We start from the raw sequence: 16,687 nt of genomic DNA on the forward strand, positions 1-16,687 counted from the left end.
TTCCCAGCGGCCGGCTCTCGGCGAAGAGACGGTCAACGAGACCCGCTCCCGGTTCACCATCGAACCGCTGGAGCCCGGCTTCGGCTACACGCTCGGCAACTCGCTGCGGCGCACGCTGCTGTCGTCCATCCCGGGCGCGGCCGTGACGAGCATCCGCATCGACGGCGTGCTGCACGAATTCACCACCGTTCCCGGGGTGAAGGAAGACGTCACCGACATCATCCTGAACCTGAAGGAACTGGTCGTGTCCTCGGAAGAGGACGAGCCGGTCACCATGTACCTGCGCAAGCAGGGCCCGGGTGAGGTCACGGCTGCCGACATCGTGCCGCCCGCGGGCGTCACCGTGCACAACCCGGATCTGCACATCGCGTCGCTGAACGGCAAGGGCAAGCTCGAGATCGAGCTCGTCGTCGAGCGCGGCCGCGGTTACGTTCCGGCCCTGCAGAACAAGCAGGCGGGCGCGGAGATCGGCCGGATCCCGGTCGACTCGATCTACTCGCCGGTGCTGAAGGTGACCTACAAGGTCGAGGCCACCCGTGTCGAGCAGCGCACCGACTTCGACAAGCTGATCCTGGACGTCGAGACCAAGCCGTCGATCACCGCGCGCGACGCGGTGGCCTCGGCGGGCAAGACGCTGGTGGAGCTGTTCGGTCTCGCTCGCGAGCTGAACGTCGACGCCGAGGGCATCGAGATCGGCCCGTCGCCGCAGGAGGCGGACACCATCGCCGCCTACGCGATGCCGATCGAGGACCTGGACCTCACCGTCCGGTCGTACAACTGCCTGAAGCGCGAAGGCATCCACACCGTTGGCGAGCTGGTCTCGCGCAGCGAGGCGGACCTTCTCGACATCCGGAACTTCGGCGCCAAGTCGATCGACGAGGTCAAGCTGAAGCTCGTCGGCCTCGGCCTCGCGCTGAAGGACAGCCCGCCCGGGTTCGACCCGTCCGCGGCTGCCACCAGCTACGACGGCGAAGGCTGGTCGGAAGGGGTCGCCGGCATCGGCGGCGGGATTTCGGACGACGGCCACGACGATGGCCAGGACTACGCAGAGACCGAGCAGCTCTGAGGCCTCGTGCCCGGACGCTGTGAGCTGAACTAGGAGAAAGTCATGCCCACCCCTACCAAGGGAGCCCGGCTCGGCGGGTCTGCCGCGCACGAGCGGCTGATCCTGGCCAACCTGGCCACTCAGCTGTTCGAGCACGGCAAGATCACGACGACCGAGGCCAAGGCCAAGCGGGTCCGCCCGCTGGCCGAGAAGCTGATCACCAAGGCGAAGCGGGGCGACCTGCACAACCGTCGCCTGGTGCAGAAGGTCGTCCGGGACAAGGACGTCGTGCACAAGCTGTTCGCCGAGATCGGCCCGCACTTCGCTGAGCGCGCCGGCGGTTACACCCGCATCACCAAGACGATGCCGCGCAAGGGCGACAACGCCGCCATGGCCGTCATCGAACTGGTCGCGGAGAAGACCGTGACCTCTGAGGCCGAGCGGGCCCGCGGCACCAAGTTCGCCAAGGACGAGGTCGCCGCCGCTCCGGTCGTCGAGGAAGCCGCTGAGGCTCCCGCCGCGACCGAAGAGGTCCCGGCTGCCGAAGAGGCTCCCGCCGCGGACGAGGCTGCTGCCTCGGGCGACGCGGACGCCAAGAAGGACTGAGTCCTGCCGGCACTGTCTACATCGGACGAGCCCGCCGCTCCCCACGGGGAGGGCGGGCTCGTTCGTCTGCGTTTGGACGTGAGTTACGACGGCACGGATTTCTCCGGCTGGGCCCGCCAGCCCGGCCGCCGCACCGTGCAGGCCGAACTGGAGCAGGCGCTGCAGCGTCAGCCGCCGGGGGAGTCGGTGCCGAAGTCCGTGGTCGTCGCTGGCCGTACGGACGCCGGGGTGCATGCGACGGGGCAGGTCGTGCATGTCGACGTCGTCCCGTTCGCGCCTGGTGCGCCGGGCCGGATTCCCGTGGACGAAAAGGGAATCCCGGATCTGACGCGGATGCGCGGCCGCTGGAACAAGCTTTTGCCCGCCGACGCGCGGGTTCTGGACGCCCGCGTGGCCCCGGACGGTTTTGACGCCCGGTTCTCGGCCATCCGCAGGCACTACCGCTATCGCGTCTCAGATGCCCCGTGGGGCGTCGATCCCTTGCGCCGCAACGACACCCTGGCTTGGGGTCGTCCACTGTCGACAGAGCGGATGAACGCTGCCGCTGCGGAATTGCTGGGACTGCAGGACTTCGCGGCGTACTGCAAACAGCGCGAGGGCGGCACGACGATCCGCGAGCTGCAGCGGCTGGAGTGGACGCGGATCGACGAGCATCTGCTGGAAGTCCGGGTCAGCGCGGACGCGTTCTGCCATTCGATGGTCCGCAGCCTGGTCGGGGTGTTGCTGCTCGTGGGGGACGGGCGGCGCGGAACCGGGTGGCCGGGCGAGGTTCTGGCGAGCGGGACGCGGGACAGCGCGGTCGCTCCGGCACACGGATTGACGTTGACGGCGGTGGATTACCCGCCGGACGAGCTGCTGGCCGCGCGCGCGGAGCAGACGCGGAATGTGCGGTCGTCGACCGAGCTTTAGGCCGGGCAGGCGGTAAAAGAGCAGGTCCCTGATGATACCAGAGTGGTATCATCAACCTCATGGCGATGACTTTGCGGTTGAACGACGAGATGGAGCGTGCGCTCGCGTTGCTTGCCGAGACCGACGGCGTGAGCAAGCACGAAGCGGTGGTGCGGGCGATCGCGGACGCCGCGGCCCGCCGGGTCCGGGACGACCGGGTTCGCGACCTTTCCAGCGAAGGCCGCGCCCGCTACGCCTCCCTGCTCGATCGCCTGGCGCAGTGATCGACTACCTGACGCTCGACGATCTGCTCACGCTGTCGGCGGATCTCGGCGTGCCCCGGGTGCGCGATCTGGGCTTGCTCGACGCGGCGGCGCACCGGCCGCAGTCCTCGCTGATGGGGCAGGACGCTTATCCGGACCTGCACGAGAAAGCCGCGGTGCTGCTGGAATCCATCGTTCGCAACCACCCGCTGATCGACGGCAACAAGCGCCTTGGCTGGATGTCGGTGTACGTCTTCTACGGGCTCAACGGCTACGACCTGGACGCGCCGGAGGACGATGCGTACGACCTGGTGATCGCGACCGCGACGGGAACGTTGCCGTATCAGGCGGTGGCTGAGCGGCTGGCGGAATGGGCCAGCGCCATCGACCTCCCGCCGAACGTGAAGGTCTTGACCGAGGCCGAACACCGCAAAATGTGAAAAGGCCTCCTCGCCGGGATTCCGGCAAGGAGGCCTTTCGCTGTTCTGGCGGTGCTCAGTCGCCCCGGCGGACCGGGCCGAGCAGCTGCTGTTCCTTCTGCGTCGTGACCAGCCGCAGCGGACGCCACAGGTTCGTGCCCAGCGCGACGACCTGGTCGTCCTTCAGTGTGGTCAGCTGTCGCATCATCTGCGGCGGCAGGCGCCAGATGCGGGCGGCCAATTCAGCCTGCCCGGCGGGCAGTCGCTGCATCAGAACGAGGTCCGCCGCGTTGGCCGTGGTGCCTGCCTGCGGGTGCAGGTACGGCAGCACGTACACCGTGGTCTGCCACGGCGACCGGGGCGGGAACAGGTCCTGCGGGGTCGGGCCGCCGTCGGTGACCACGAGCAGCGGGGCGTCCTCGGACGGGCGCGGCAGCTCGACCGGGGAGAGCCGGCGGATCTGCACCAGCGGCGACGGACGTCCGTCCCGGCTTCCGGCGGCCTGCTGCAGCACCTGCCACGCCGCGGGACGTCCGGTGGCCACGACCACCCAGGCACCCGTCGCCAAGGCGCGCATCGCGACCTGGCGGGCCAGGTAGAGGCCGCCGACGAGCACGATGCGGGTCGGCTGCGAGCGCAGTGCCGACACCGTCAACGGTTCGCCCTTGAGGCCGGAGCCGAGGACGACGCCGCCGCGGTCGCCGGACGGGCTGATCGCGTCGAGCATCGCCGGATCGACCGTGAACTCCGGGGCGACGCCCGCGTTCTGCCCTGCGTCGCGAACTCGGGCACTCATGCCGCTACTCATGCCGTCCCTCCGATCGGCAGCGTCGCGGAGAACGCCGAGATCTGCATGCCCTTCAGCGGGGTCAGGTCGACGTCCAGCCGCTCCGCGATGCTCTGCAGCCGCTGGTCGGCCGCGTCCAGCTCACGCGGGTTGCGGGCGCTGAGCCGCACCACGCCGCGCAGGCCGATGCGGCCCTCGTCGGCGGACGGCGAGATCGCCATGGCGACCGTCGCGGACAGCGCGCGCACGCTGGTGAGCCCGTTGAGGCTGCCGCTGATCTTGCCCTTGGGCCAGCCGGTGATCGCGTAGCTGGAGTGCCCGATGCCGGCCGCGGTGACGCCGGTCCAGCTCTCCTGCAGGCTGACCTTCTCGTTCGAACCCGCGACCGCGGTGAGTTCGGCCGCGGAAATGCTGGCGCGCAACAACTCGTCCGGGTCGAGCGGCCGGGTCGGCACGCCCTGGGATTCCAGCGCGTTCCGCACCCGCGACAGGGCGCCGATCATCGCGCGGTGCGCGCCGACGACGCCGCCGCCGCGTTCCCGGATCGCCTCCGGGCAGCGCCGCGGGTCGAGCCGGACCGCGATCCACGTCGTCCGCCGGGCGGCCGCGGGCAGCGGGCCGAGCACCTCGAGATAGGAGCTGAGCGCCGGGGCGTCCGCGGGCATCGCGGCCGAACCCGGGTAGCTGTGCCAGATCATCTGGATGGAATCCAGCAGCACGCCGCGGTCTTCCAGGCACGGCGCGAGCGCGGACAGCGGAAGGCTGGGCGCGCCGCCGGCCTGGGAGATCATCGCCGGCATCGGCTCGACGAGCAGGACCGCGGTCCAGGTGCCGTCGTTCCAGGCGATGCCGACTTCCTGCCGTTCGTGGTCGACGGCGTGCGCCACCACGAGGTCCGGCACGGCCAGCCGCAGCAGGCTGACCCGCGCGTCCTCCGGGCCGGTGACGGCGCTTTCCTCGGCGAGTTCCTCGATGCTGGTCGGCGGCGGAGGGGTCGCCACCCGGCCGTGCGAGCGGAACCGGTACCGCAGCGTCAGCGCGAGCCACTGGGTGAACCAGCGCCCGCCGACGCGCAGGAACGCGAAGATCAGGCCGAGCGCCGCGACGCCGATCGCGACGTACTTGAGCTGCATGTTGATCGCGAGCAGCACGAGCCCGATCGCGACGCCGACTTCCAGCACGACGAGGTTGACCACCGGCAGCGGGCCGAGCGAAATGCCGCCCGAGCGCCGCCGCGAGGGCGGAGTCATCCGGAGCGCGGTCGCGGTGCCGCCGCCGGTCGGTGCGGGTTCGCTGCTTTCCGGGCCGCCGCCGCTCGGGCCGCCAGGGCCGCCGGGACCACCAGGTCCGCCGCCGCCGGGACCGCCCGGACCGCCGGGACCGCCGCCGCCAGGGCCGCCCGGACCACCGGGGCCGCCGCCGCCGGGTCCTCCGGGGCCACCAGGTCCGCCGGGACCGTTGCCGCCGGGACCGCCCGGGCGCGGACCGCCGGGCCCGCCGCCGCCAGGACGTCCAGTACGCGGGCCGGTGGGACCGCCAGGTCCGCCTGGGCCACCGGGACCGCCCGGTCCGCCAGGACCCGCGGGACCGCCGGGCTTGGGACCACCAGGACCAGGCTTGGGCCCGCCCGGGCCGCCGGGTCCAGCGGGACCGCCAGGCTTGGGTCCGGGCGCGCCGGGCTTGGGAACGCCGGGTCCGGGAGTGACCGGTCCGCCGGGCCGTCCGGGGCCGCCAGGTCCGCCGGGACCACCGGGACCGCCGGGAGCGGGAGTGCGAGGGGGCATTCCGGGGCCGCCGGGAGCCGCACCGGGTCCGCCGGTTCTGCCGGGCCGCTGCGGCGGACCCGGGGGACGTCCCCCGGGCGGCGGTGGCGGTCCCTGCGGACCAGGCGGACGTGGAGGCGTGCTGACGGACATCCGCGCGTTCTCTTCCCCTCGTGAGTGCTGCGTACCCGGAAAGCCGGTCCCGGGATGCCTGACCCTAACCGGAGTTGGTAGAAACCCCACACCAGACGGTCCCCGTACGGCTATCCTGCGGAACCGTACCGCGACGGGGAGGACTGTAGGTCGAGAATGCCATCAACACCCACGACTAAGTCTCAGGTTCAGGCATACAAGTTCGTCCTGCGCAGGATGCAGTCCGCGCTGGTCCGCCGTGATGCGGTGATGTTGCACGACCCGATGCGCTCGCACGGGCGCGCCACCGCGGTCGGCGTCATCCTCGGCGTGCTGGGCGCCGTCGTTTTCGTGCTGTGGGGCCTGTTGAGCCCCGCGCCCGCGGTGCCGCAGTCGGACAACATCGTGATCGGCGAGCAGTCCGGCACCGTGTATGTCGTCACGGGAAACCCGTCGCGACTGATTCCTACCTTCAACCTCGCGTCGGCGCGGCTGATCCTCATGGCGCAGAAGCAGCAGAGCAGCCAGGGACAGCCGGGCGGCGGCCAGGGCGGCCAGCAGCAGGCGGCCGATGTGAAGAACCCGACTGTCGTCTCTGATGAACAGTTGAAGAACATGCCGCGCGAGAAGCTCACCGGCATTCCGGACGGGCCGCAGCTGCTGCCGTCGGCGGACCAGCGGATTACCCCCAATTGGGCGGTCTGCGACGAGGTCGTGCTCGACCAGTCGCTGCCGCAGCCGGATTCGGTCAACAAGACCAACACCGACGTGATCGCCGGCATCGACAAGCTGGGCAGCGAACTGCAGCAGAACCAGGCGCTGCTCGGCGACGCCGGGAACGGCAAGACCTACCTCATCTACCGGTCGAACGCGAACACCGTGCGTGCCGAGGTGCCGTCCGGCTCCAACGACCCGGTGCGGTCCGCGCTGCATCTGCCGACGAAGTCGCGCAAGGTGTCGCAGGCTTTGCTGAACGCGATCCCCGAGGTCACCAAGCTGATCCCGCCGCCGGTGGCCGACGAGGGTTCCACGCCGTCGAGCAGCTTCGACGGCCTGACCGTCGGCAACGTCTTCTCGACCCAGCCGACCGGCGGCGCGCAGGAGTTCTGGCTCATCGCGAAGAACGGCATCCAGAAGGTGTCGCCCGCGGTCGCGGACATCGTCCGCACGGCGAAGAGCGGCGGCACGGCCACCACGCCGACGCTGGGCCTCGACAAGATCAACAACGTCAAGGTGCTGCAGCCGGGCGACGCCGGCTACGTGCGGGTCGACACCTACCCGCAGATCGTCCCGAGCGTTCTCGACGCCGTCCAGACGCCGGTGGCGTGCCTCGGCTGGTCGCTCAACGCCGACCACAGCCAGGCGCACACCTCGGTCTACATCAACAAGCAGATCCCGGTGGAGAAGAACGCCGACGGCACCTCGAAGATCATCAGCGTCAGCAACACCGGTCCGAACGGCGTGCCGATCACCGGCTTCTACATGCCGACCGGGTACGGCGCGGTGGTGCAGTCGGCCACCGAGACCAGCGCGACCTTCAACAAGGGCCCGATCCAGCTGATCTCCGACCGCGGCATCCGCTACGGCGTCCCGGACGCCGCGACCGCGGACGAGCTGGGGCTCAACAACCGGCTTCCCGCTCCGGAATCGATCATCGGGCTGCTGCCGACCGGGGCGTCGCTGAACGTGCAGAACGTCATGAAGCAGTTCGATTCGGTGCCGATCGACCCGAACGCGGGCTCGTACAAGCCGCAGGCGGCCGGACAGCAGCAACCCGCGGGGAACTGAGCGCGGGTTCCGTCCGTCACACTCGGACATAGCCGGGTGAGCGGAGGGTTGAACGTGGCAGCGCCGGGAAGCAGTCCGGGAACAAGCGCCGTGCGGATCGACGGCGCGGTCGTCGGCGGCTACGCGGCGAAAGTCGCGCGGGCGGCCGACGAACTGGAGACCGCCGCGGGCGAGGTCGGCGCGAGAGCGACCACCGCCGAGGCGTACGGCGAGGCGGCTGGGCGGCTGGGCGTGCCGGAGTCGTACGCACAGGCGTCGCAAGCGTTGCGCGGCCAGCTCACCGCCGGGGTGGCCGCGCTGCGGTCGGTCATCGCGGCGCTGGAGCAGCTCACCACCGGCCACGCCGAGCGGGACGCCGACGCGGCCGAGCGGATCGAGCGCGCCGGGAGGATCTCGTGACCGAGCCGTCTCTGGCGTACGTGACCGAGCTCGCCCGCGAGCTGGGCGTCACCGATCCGGTCGCCGCCTACTACCAGCCGCTCACCGGCCGCTGGGCGGAACTGGACGCGGAGGCCGAGAGCCTGCGCGCCGCGGCCCGCACCGCGGCCAGGGTGTCCAAGGACCTCGCGGAGGATCTCGGCCGGATCGATGCGTCGTGGACAGGGCCCGACGCGGACGCGTTTGTCGCCTACCTCGGCGAAATTCGCGCCGCGAGCGAGGGGGCGGAGGACGCCCTCGACGCGCTCGCCGGTTCGCTCGACCAGCTCACCGAATCGCTGCGCAAGATCGCGGGCGCGGCGGAGGAGGTGCTGGTCGACGCCGCCGACCTGCTGTCCGAATCGGCGATGCTGCCCAGCGGCGGCGCTTCGCGGGCGCGTTCGCAGATGCGGGACACCGAGCAGTCGCTGAAGTCCTTGCACGAGGCGGCGGAGGACGTGCTGCGCGAGTTCGGCCGGTTGTGCGCCGGGGTGGACGCTCCGGCGGGGAGCCCGTCGAGCATCGAGCTGCGGCACCACTATCCGGCGGAGCAGTTCCGGCTGCACGACGCTGACGGGCCCGCGGGCGCCGCGACCAGTCCGGCGACCGGAGAGTCCACAGTGGCCTCTTCCGCGTCCTCTTCGGACGATTCGGTGAGCCCGTCCGCCGCGGAGACTTCCCACCACGGCAAGGAAACCGCCGCCGATCCGCGGCTGGAGCAAGGCCAGGCGGGCATCCCGCCGGTCGAGCCGGTCGCCCCGGCCCCGCAGTCCGCTGCGGCGAACCAGGGCTCCGGCACGTCGATGATGCCGATGATGGGCTTCGCCGGAATGGGCGGCGGAGGCGGTGGCGGCGGAAGCTCGCAGCACAAGCCGAGGCAGCGCACGGCGGCGAAGACGTCCGAGATCTTCGGCGAACCCGCACAGGTGACTCCGCCGGTGATCGGCCAGGACCCGCCCGCGCGACGGCCGGAGAAGGACGGGAAGCCGCCGAAACCCGGAAAGTGACCCCGGAAGGCCGCTAGCCGCGACAACCGCGGCCAGCGGCCTTTTCCGGGCCTGGAACCGGGCGCTCTCCACTTTGGACAAACAAAAGGGCCGCTCCTCGCGATGATCGCGGGAAGCGGCCCTTTTCGTGCCTGAGTTATCGAGTCGGCGGAGACCCGGACCGGGACCGGTTCCGCCGGATCGTGTGCACCACGAACAGTGTGATCAGCAGCGCCGCCACCCCGCCGCCAGTGCCCGCGAGCGCGACGATCATCGGGGTCGAGCTGATGCCGTCGGCAGGCGGCAGCTTGGCCTCCTGCACCACCGGCTTCGGCAGCGCGAGGTTTCCGGTGTCGCCGGGCAGGTTCGCGGTGAGCGCGGCCACCGGGTCGATCACGCCGTAGCCGACGAAGTTGTCCCGCCCGCCCGGAGCGGCCGGATGCTGCGCGGTCGCCTTGAGCCGCTTGACCACGTCGCGCGCGTTCATTTGCGGGTACATCGAGCGGACCAACGCGGCAACGCCCGCCACGTACGGCGCGGCGAAGCTGGTGCCCTGGATCGGCGACGGGGAGCCGTTCGCGATGGTCAGGTTCGCCAGTCCGGTCGAGTGCTCCGCCGGGTCGAGCGACACGATCTTGGTGCCCGGCGCGGCGACGCCGACCCACGGGCCGTGCACGCTGAACGGCGCGATGCCGCCGTCCTCCTGGATGGCGCCGACGGACAGCACGTCGTCGGAGAACCAAGGCGGCGTGACGACCGACTTCGGCTTGTTCGGGTCGGCCTGGTCGTTCTGCGGGCAGTTTTCCGAGACGTTGCCCGCCGCCGCGACGACCACGATGTCCCGCTCGGCCGCGTAGTGCACCGCGGCCTGGACGAGGCGTTCGCCCTCCTGGATGTCGCCGGGCGCGGTGCCCGCGCGGCAGTGGTCGACCGACATGTTGATCACGCCGATCCCGCCGCGGTCGGCGATGCCGCGGATGATCTGCGCGAGCGTGTTGAGCGTGCCCGCGGTGCCTTCCTTCGCCAGCTGCCGGTTGTCGCCCTTGTTGTCCTGCTGGGGCGCCGTGCCGCTACCGCTGCCGGTGCCGCCGCCCGAAGACGGGGGCAGCTGGCTGTTGCTGCTGCCAGCCGGGGGCTGCGCGCTGTTGCTGCTGCCCGCGGGCGGCTGGCCGGTGCCGCCGGACGGGGGAGCCGAGGGCTGCTGCGGGCTGTCGTCCTTGGCGTAATTCTCGCTCAACTGCCGGTAGGACACGATGTGCGCGTCCGGGGCCACGCCGATGAAGCCGACCTTCGGGTCCTGCGGGTTGCCCGCGATGATCCCGGCGACCTCGGTGCCGTGGCCGTCGCAGTCCTGCAGGCCGTCCGCCGCGCCGTTGTCCGGCTTCGCCACGTAGTCCCCGCCGCTTTCCACCCGGCCCTGGAACCACGGATGCGGCGTGACGCCGGTGTCGATCACGGCGACCTTCTGGTCGCCCCCGACCGATCCCTTCGCCGCGCGGACGATCTCCTGCGCCTTCGACAGCTGCAGGTAGTCCTGGCCCCACGGGCGGAAGTTGATCTCGACGTTCTGCCCGAGACTGCGCTGCACGCAGTCGTTCTTTTTCTTGTACGGCTTGTCCGGGCCGTGGCTGTCGGCGGGCGGCGAGTCGCCGGGACCCAGCGGCGGCGGAGTGGCCCAGGTGCCCGCGGGCGCGTTCGCCGTCTGCGCCGCTGCCGGAGCGGCGGCGAACGGGGACAGCAGCCCGAGCCCGGCCGCGAACAGCGCCACCCCGGCGCGGCCCGGGAGGCCGAGCCTGCGGGGGAAGGAACGAGGGGAGCCCATCGCGCGGCTCACTTGAGGTTGAGGTGGCGCAGCGTCGAGTAGAGGTCCATCACGCCGAGAGCGAGCGGCAGCACCACGGCGATGCAGATCGCCTCGATGATCTCCACCGTGCGCCGCAGCGGCGGCGAGAAACGCTGGTCCGGGAAGACCACGCCGACCACGAGGGCGGCCGCGGCGATCAGGATCAGCGCGCCGAAGACGTACAGCAGCCGCTGCTCGGCGGTGGCGGAGAAGAACAGCCAGCCGAGCAGGATGCCCGCCGCGGCGACCATGCCGGTGGTGAGCAGCGCGATGGCCTGCGCGCCGTTGGCGTAGGCACGGGCGCGCAGCAGCAGGACCAGCGTGGCGACGACGCCGAGGATGATGCCGAAGACGTTCGGCGCGGTGGCCGCGAGGACCGCCGCGACCGCCGTGGTGGCGCCGCAGCCGATCATCAGGCCGGTCATGTAGTCGTGCGCGACCGCGGTGCGCTGCTCGATCGCCTTGTAGTCCGGGAAGCCGGTGTCTTCCTTCAGCTCTTCGGCGGTGCTCGGCACGTACGGCAGCGGCAGCTTGGCGAGCCAGATGGTGGCGCGCGGCAGGAAGGAGATGCAGCCCAGCGCGACGGCGACCGTGCCAGCCGCGACCGCCGCGGTGCCGGCGCTGGTCACGAGCGTCGCGATGAGGAAGGCGAGCGAGCCGAACACGCCGGCGGTGGCGGTGGCGATGAACACCCGGATGCCCGCGCCGACCACGAGGATGCAGACCGCCGAGACGATCAGCACCAGCACCGCGCCGAGCAGAAGGTTTGCCCGGACGGACAGCCCCGGCACGATGTAGAACCCGCTCACGAACGCCAGCGGGAGGCCGCCCGCGGAGGCGATCAGCACGCCGGTGGCCTCGGCCTGGTAGGCCTTGGCGAGCGTGGCTCCGACCGCGACGCAGGCGATCGCGCCGAGGCCGCCGGCGATCGCCGGGCCGAGCGAGGAACCGCCGTAGAGGGAGCCGCTGAAGAACAGTGCCAGCGCGGAGAAGAAGAGGGCGAGCCCGCCCGCGACGTGGCCGAAGCGGCGCGCGGTCTCCTTCGTCCACGGGCGGAAGGTGTCCGGGTCGGACTCCGCGATGGCGTCGACCACGTCGTCGTACATCGGCGGCGGCGGGTTCTCGTTGCGCTTGCGCAGCTGCAGCAGCTCGCCGTCGACCACGCCGAGGGACGCGAGCGTCCGGCTCGGGTCGAGCGGCGCGTCGCCGAGCTTGGCCAGCGCCCACCCGCCGTGCCGGGCCCCGCCGTCCGGAGTGACCTCCTTGGCCATCTCCAGAAGCATGGGCAGCAGGTCGGCCACCGCCACGTCGGCCGGAAGCGCGACGTCGATGCGTGTCGTCGGTGCGACCACCGTGACCCTGCTGAATACCGTCGTGCCCGTTGCCACTAGATCCCCCGCTCTGAAAGACAGCTCCCGGGGGAACTTATACCGAACCTGGTGACAGGTTTCAGCGCGTGTCCGCAAATCGTCGGCGAAAATACCCGTACCGGCCCGTTTAGACCAGTCCGACCAGTCGGTTCCCCCGCCTGGTCCGTTTACTGTCGGTGGTGGTCCTTACACTCGGGCGCACTGGGAGGACGGGCCCCGCCAGGGGCCCGCGGAGGGGGTGCGAGATGCCGATCCTGGAGTTGGCCGGATTTCCGGGGCGACGTTCGATAGGTTGTCCCGCGCACCCGGGTGCAGGCGTCGAGCAGGAATAGAGGGGTCCTTCGAGATGAGCACGCTGCAGTTCAAGAAGTCGCCGCGGCTGGCCGCGCCGCGCCCGCCCGGCGGCGAGGTGCATCTCGAGCCGCCGCCCGAAGTGCCCCGCACGATCCCGGGAAGCATTGTCGCCAAGGCGATTCCGGGCGTGATGATCTTCGCGTCGCTCGGGATGATGGTTTTCATGTTCACGGCGGGCGGCGCGAAAAACCCGACCACGATCATGATGAGCGGCATGATGCTGATGGGCACCGTCGGCATGCTCGCCGGAGGCGGCGGAAAGGGCGGCGGCCAGAAGAAGGCCGAGATGGACGAGGACCGCAAGGACTACCTGCGGTACCTCGGCCAGATGCGCGACCGCGCCCGCGAGGCGATGGTCGACCAGCGCGCCGCCCTCGAATGGGTGCACCCGGACCCGCAGTCGCTGTGGTCGCTCGCGGCGAGCCGCCGGATGTGGGAGCGCAGGCAGAACGACCAGGACTTCCTGCACCTGCGCGTCGGCCGCAGCTCGCACCGCCTCGCCACCCGGCTGGTCCCGCCCCAGACCGGCCCGGTGGACGAACTGGAGCCGATCGCCACCCTCGCGCTGCGCCGGTTCGTGCGCGCGCACTCGATCGTGCCCGACCTGCCCACCCAGATCACCCTCCGCGGGTTCGCGGCGGTCAGCATGCAGGGCGAGCGGCACCGCACCCGCGCGCTGACCCGCGCGATGCTGGCCCAGCTGGTGGCTTTCCACAGCCCGGACGACGTGATGATCGCGGTCGCCACCGCGGGCCGGGCGAAGGAGGAGTGGGAGTGGGCCAAGTGGCTCCCGCACACCCAGCACCCGACGCTGTCGGACGGCATCGGCCAGCTGCGCATGATGGCCGGTTCGCTCAAGCAGATCGAAGACTGGCTGGACGAGGAGCTGCGCGACCGGCAGCGGTTCTCCCGCAACGCGACGCCCGCTCCGGACCAGCCGCACGTCGTGATCATCATCGACGACGCCGAGGTCACCCGCGAGGAGCAGATCATCCTCGAGGAGGGCCTGGTCGGCGTCACCCTGGTCGACCTTTCCGATTCGGTCGGCAACCTCGCCGCGCGGCGCGGCCTGCGGCTCGTGGTCGAGGAGGAGCGGCTCGGCGCGCGCAGCGCGGGCGGGGTCGAATGGTTCGGCCGTCCGGACTCGCTGTCGGTGGTGGAGGTCGAGGCGCTGGCCCGGCTTCTCGCGCCGTACCGCGTCGGCGGGGGCGGCGGGCAGGACGTCAGCGACGAAGAGCCGCTGCTGTCCAACCCCTCTCTGCTGGAGCTGCTCGGCATCCCCGGCGACCCGATGACGTTCGACGTCCAGCAGGCGTGGCGGCCCCGGCCGATCCGCGACCGCTACCGCGTCCCGTTCGGCGTCGGCGAGTACGGCCAGCCGGTGGAGCTGGACATCAAGGAAGCCGCGGCGGAGGGCATGGGCCCGCACGGCCTGTGCATCGGCGCGACCGGTTCCGGTAAGTCGGAGTTCCTCCGCACGCTGGTGCTGGGCATGCTGGCCACGCACTCGTCGAGCACGCTGAACTTCGTCCTCGTCGACTTCAAGGGCGGTGCGACGTTCCTGGGTCTGGACAAGGCCCCGCACGTGTCCGCGGTCATCACCAACCTCGCGGACGAGGTCACGCTGGTCGACCGCATGAAGGACGCGCTGGCCGGCGAGATGAACCGCCGCCAGGAAGCGCTGAAGAACGGCGGCAACTTCAAGAACGTCTGGGAATACGAGAAGGCCCGCGAGAACGGCGCCGACCTCGACCCGCTGCCCGCGCTGTTCATCGTCTGTGACGAGTTCTCCGAGCTGCTGGCGGCGAAGCCGGACTTCATCGACCTGTTCGTCGCCATCGGCCGGCTGGGCCGGTCGCTGCAGATGCACATGCTGCTCGCGTCGCAGCGGCTGGAAGAGGGCAAGCTGCGCGGTCTCGACTCGCACCTGTCCTACCGGATCGGCCTCAAGACGTTCTCCGCGGCGGAATCCCGCGCGGCGATCGGCGTGCCGGACGCGTTCGAACTGCCGTCGGTCCCCGGTGGCGGTTACCTGAAGTACGACACCTCGACCCTGGTGCGGTTCAAGGCTTCCTACGTCTCGGGCCCGTACCGGCCCGCGGGCATCAAGGCGGCCGGTCCGGCCGCGACCGTGGTGCGCGCCGACAAGCGGCCGCAGCTGTTCGTGCCGGACTTCGTCGAGCTGCCGAAGGAACCCGAGCCGGAACCGGTCGTCGAGGAAGAGGCTCCGAAACAGCAGGAGTCCGAAGAGGCGGTCGAGCCCAGCGAGCTGGACGTCATCGTCAGCCGCTTGATCGGGCAGGGCCCGCCCGCGCACGAGGTGTGGCTGCCGCCGTTGAACGAGCCGAACTCGCTCGACACGATGCTGCCGAACCTCAACCCCACCGACGACCGCGGCCTTTCCCCGGTCGGGTTCTTCGGCAACGGCAGGCTGCAGGTGCCGATGGGCATCGTCGACCGGCCGTACGAGCAGCGGCGCGACTTCCTGTGGGCGGACTTCTCCGGTGCGCAGGGCCACGGCGTCATCGCGGGCGGCCCGCAGTCGGGCAAGTCGACCATGCTCCGGACGCTGATCATGTCGATGGCGCTCACCCACACCCCCGAGGAAGCGCAGTTCTACTGCCTCGACCTCGGTGGCGGTACCCTCGCCGGCCTCGCGGACCTTCCGCACGTCGGCGGGGTCGCGGTGGCCCGGCGCGAGCCGGACAAGGCCCGCCGGATCGTGGCCGAGCTGACCACGCTGCTGACCGAGCGCGAGGGCCGGTTCGGGGCGCTGGGCGTCGACTCGATGACGGAGTTCCGCAACCGGAAGCGCCGCGGCGAGATCACGCCGGAGCAGGACCCGTTCGGCGACGCGTTCCTGATCGTGGACAACTGGCGGGCGCTGCGCGACGACTTCGAGGAGCTGGAGACGTCGATCACGCGGCTGGCCACCCAGGGTCTGGCGTACGGCGTGCACGTGATCATCTCGGCCAACCGGTGGGCCGACCTCCGGCCGGCGATCAAGGACATGCTCGGCACGCGGTTCGAGCTGCGCCTCGGTGACCCGACGGAGTCCGAAATGGACCGCCGGATCGCGGTCAACGTGCCCGCCGGTCGGCCGGGCCGCGGGCTCACCCGCGACAAGCTGCACCTGCTCACCGGCTTGCCGCGGATCGACGGGTCGAGCGATCCGGAGACGGTCGCGGCGGGCGTCGCGGACGCGGTCGCGAAGATCCGCGGGGCGTGGCGCGGCCGGGTGGCTCCGCAGGTGCGCCTGCTGCCGGAGATGATCACCTACGAAGAGGTCCTGCAGATCGACCAGAAGCGGGACACGAAGCTGGTCCCGATCGGCGTCAACGAGGAAGACCTGCAGCCGATCTACCTGGACTTCGACGCGGACCCGCACTTCTTCGCGTTCGCCGACGGCGAGTCCGGCAAGACGAACCTGCTGCGGCAGATCGCGCGCGGCATCACCGAGCGCTACACGCCGCAGGAGGCCGTGATCCTGCTGGTCGACTACCGGCGCACGATGCTCGGGTTCCTCGAGGGCGATTCGCTGCTCGGCTACGCCGTGTCGTCGGCGCAGCTGGACAGCATGGTCCAGGACGTGCACGGGTCGATGACGCGGCGGCTGCCGGGTCCGGACGTCACCCAGGAACAGCTGAAGACCCGGTCCTGGTGGACCGGTCCGGAGCTGTTCGTCATCGTCGACGACTACGACCTGGTGGCGACGCAGTCCACGAACCCGCTCAAGCCGCTGTCGGAGTTCCTCGCCCAGGCGAAGGACGTCGGCCTGCACTTGATCGTGGTCCGGCGCACCGGTGGTGCGTCGCGGGCGGCGTACGACCCAGTCATCGGCAAGCTCAAGGAGCTGGCGGCCACCGGCATGGTGATGAACGGTTCCCGCGACGAGGGCGTGCTGATCGGCAACATCCGGCCGAGCGCCATGCCGCCGGGCCGGGGCAACATGCTGAGCCGCAAGAACGGGAAGCAGCTCGTGCAGGTGTCGTGGATCCAGCCGGACTGACCGGCCGGGGAGGAGCC

The 16,687-nt window shown here is 70.9% G+C and carries 14 protein-coding genes; 9 read left to right on the forward strand and 5 right to left on the reverse strand.

Annotated features, from left to right (window positions below; all coding sequences use genetic code 11):
- The 5 genes from ACWDNU_RS20700 to ACWDNU_RS20720 form a co-directional block, all read left to right on the forward strand.
- A partial coding sequence (locus ACWDNU_RS20700; protein WP_449670083.1) for a DNA-directed RNA polymerase subunit alpha occupies positions 1-1,066 on the forward strand: 1,066 nt, incomplete at its 5' end.
- 42 nt (positions 1,067-1,108) lie between these two features.
- Positions 1,109-1,651, forward strand: a complete 543-nt coding sequence (rplQ, locus tag ACWDNU_RS20705) for a 50S ribosomal protein L17 (protein ID WP_449670084.1) — start codon at positions 1,109-1,111, stop codon at positions 1,649-1,651.
- A 72-nt stretch (positions 1,652-1,723) separates the two neighbouring features.
- Complete coding sequence (gene truA, locus ACWDNU_RS20710) at positions 1,724-2,560, forward strand: tRNA pseudouridine(38-40) synthase TruA (protein ID WP_449670085.1); 837 nt, start codon at positions 1,724-1,726, stop codon at positions 2,558-2,560.
- Positions 2,561-2,619: 59 nt separating this feature from the next.
- Positions 2,620-2,823: a CopG family transcriptional regulator gene (locus ACWDNU_RS20715; protein WP_370932192.1), complete on the forward strand. Its 204-nt coding sequence runs from the start codon at positions 2,620-2,622 to the stop codon at positions 2,821-2,823.
- Positions 2,820-3,242 carry a type II toxin-antitoxin system death-on-curing family toxin gene (locus tag ACWDNU_RS20720; RefSeq protein WP_449670086.1) on the forward strand — a complete coding sequence of 141 codons (423 nt, stop codon included), beginning with the start codon at positions 2,820-2,822 and terminating at the stop codon, positions 3,240-3,242. The genes ACWDNU_RS20715 and ACWDNU_RS20720 overlap by 4 nt, the downstream gene beginning before the upstream one ends.
- 55 nt (positions 3,243-3,297) lie before the next feature.
- Here the strand turns inward: ACWDNU_RS20720 and ACWDNU_RS20725 are convergent, their stop codons facing one another.
- From ACWDNU_RS20725 to ACWDNU_RS20735, 3 genes are read right to left on the reverse strand one after another with little or no spacing between them, the layout of a single operon-like run.
- Positions 3,298-4,017, reverse strand: coding sequence for a hypothetical protein (locus ACWDNU_RS20725; protein ID WP_370932190.1), 720 nt, complete (start codon positions 4,015-4,017; stop codon positions 3,298-3,300).
- Between the two features lie 8 nt (positions 4,018-4,025).
- Positions 4,026-5,258, reverse strand: a complete 1,233-nt coding sequence (gene eccE, locus ACWDNU_RS20730; RefSeq protein ID WP_449670087.1) for a type VII secretion protein EccE — start codon at positions 5,256-5,258, stop codon at positions 4,026-4,028.
- Entirely contained in the window at positions 5,255-5,614 is a 360-nt protein-coding gene (locus ACWDNU_RS20735; protein ID WP_449670088.1) for a hypothetical protein, read from the reverse strand. The genes eccE and ACWDNU_RS20735 overlap by 4 nt, the downstream gene beginning before the upstream one ends.
- 526 nt (positions 5,615-6,140) lie before the next feature.
- On the opposite strand from ACWDNU_RS20735, the gene eccB reads away from it, so the two are divergent.
- The 3 genes from eccB to ACWDNU_RS20750 all read left to right on the forward strand — a co-directional run bounded on the left by eccB (position 6,141) and on the right by ACWDNU_RS20750 (position 9,115).
- Positions 6,141-7,691: a type VII secretion protein EccB gene (eccB, locus tag ACWDNU_RS20740; RefSeq protein WP_370932188.1), complete on the forward strand. Its 1,551-nt coding sequence runs from the start codon at positions 6,141-6,143 to the stop codon at positions 7,689-7,691.
- Positions 7,692-7,781: 90 nt separating this feature from the next.
- On the forward strand, positions 7,782-8,090 hold the full coding sequence (locus ACWDNU_RS20745; protein WP_449670089.1) for a hypothetical protein: 309 nt from the start codon (positions 7,782-7,784) through the stop codon (positions 8,088-8,090).
- On the forward strand, positions 8,087-9,115 hold the full coding sequence (locus ACWDNU_RS20750; protein WP_370932186.1) for a WXG100 family type VII secretion target: 1,029 nt from the start codon (positions 8,087-8,089) through the stop codon (positions 9,113-9,115). Before ACWDNU_RS20745 ends, ACWDNU_RS20750 begins: the two co-directional genes overlap by 4 nt.
- 136 nt (positions 9,116-9,251) lie before the next feature.
- Here the strand turns inward: ACWDNU_RS20750 and ACWDNU_RS20755 are convergent, their stop codons facing one another.
- A complete protein-coding gene (locus tag ACWDNU_RS20755) occupies positions 9,252-10,916 on the reverse strand; it encodes a S8 family serine peptidase (RefSeq protein WP_449670090.1) in 1,665 nt (554 codons plus the stop codon).
- Between the two features lie 8 nt (positions 10,917-10,924).
- Positions 10,925-12,325, reverse strand: a complete 1,401-nt coding sequence (gene eccD, locus ACWDNU_RS20760; protein ID WP_370932184.1) for a type VII secretion integral membrane protein EccD — start codon at positions 12,323-12,325, stop codon at positions 10,925-10,927.
- A 328-nt stretch (positions 12,326-12,653) separates the two neighbouring features.
- On the opposite strand from eccD, the gene eccCa reads away from it, so the two are divergent.
- Positions 12,654-16,670 carry a type VII secretion protein EccCa gene (gene eccCa, locus ACWDNU_RS20765; RefSeq protein ID WP_370932183.1) on the forward strand — a complete coding sequence of 1,339 codons (4,017 nt, stop codon included), beginning with the start codon at positions 12,654-12,656 and terminating at the stop codon, positions 16,668-16,670.
- Positions 16,671-16,687: the final 17 nt, after the last annotated feature.

The organism is Amycolatopsis sp. NPDC003676, from assembly GCF_053587275.1.

What these genes read in the sequence shown, in the direction of transcription:
- rplQ (WP_449670084.1), top strand. Translation starts at nt 1,109, where the DNA reads ATGCCCACCCCTACCAAGGGAGCCCGGCTCGGCGGGTCTGCCGCGCAC.
- ACWDNU_RS20715 (WP_370932192.1), top strand. Translation starts at nt 2,620, where the DNA reads ATGGCGATGACTTTGCGGTTGAACGACGAGATGGAGCGTGCGCTCGCG.
- ACWDNU_RS20725 (WP_370932190.1), bottom strand. Translation starts at nt 4,017, where the DNA reads ATGAGTGCCCGAGTTCGCGACGCAGGGCAGAACGCGGGCGTCGCCCCG.
- eccE (WP_449670087.1), bottom strand. Translation starts at nt 5,258, where the DNA reads ATGACTCCGCCCTCGCGGCGGCGCTCGGGCGGCATTTCGCTCGGCCCG.
- eccB (WP_370932188.1), top strand. Translation starts at nt 6,141, where the DNA reads ATGCAGTCCGCGCTGGTCCGCCGTGATGCGGTGATGTTGCACGACCCG.
- ACWDNU_RS20755 (WP_449670090.1), bottom strand. Translation starts at nt 10,916, where the DNA reads ATGGGCTCCCCTCGTTCCTTCCCCCGCAGGCTCGGCCTCCCGGGCCGC.
- eccCa (WP_370932183.1), top strand. Translation starts at nt 12,654, where the DNA reads ATGAGCACGCTGCAGTTCAAGAAGTCGCCGCGGCTGGCCGCGCCGCGC.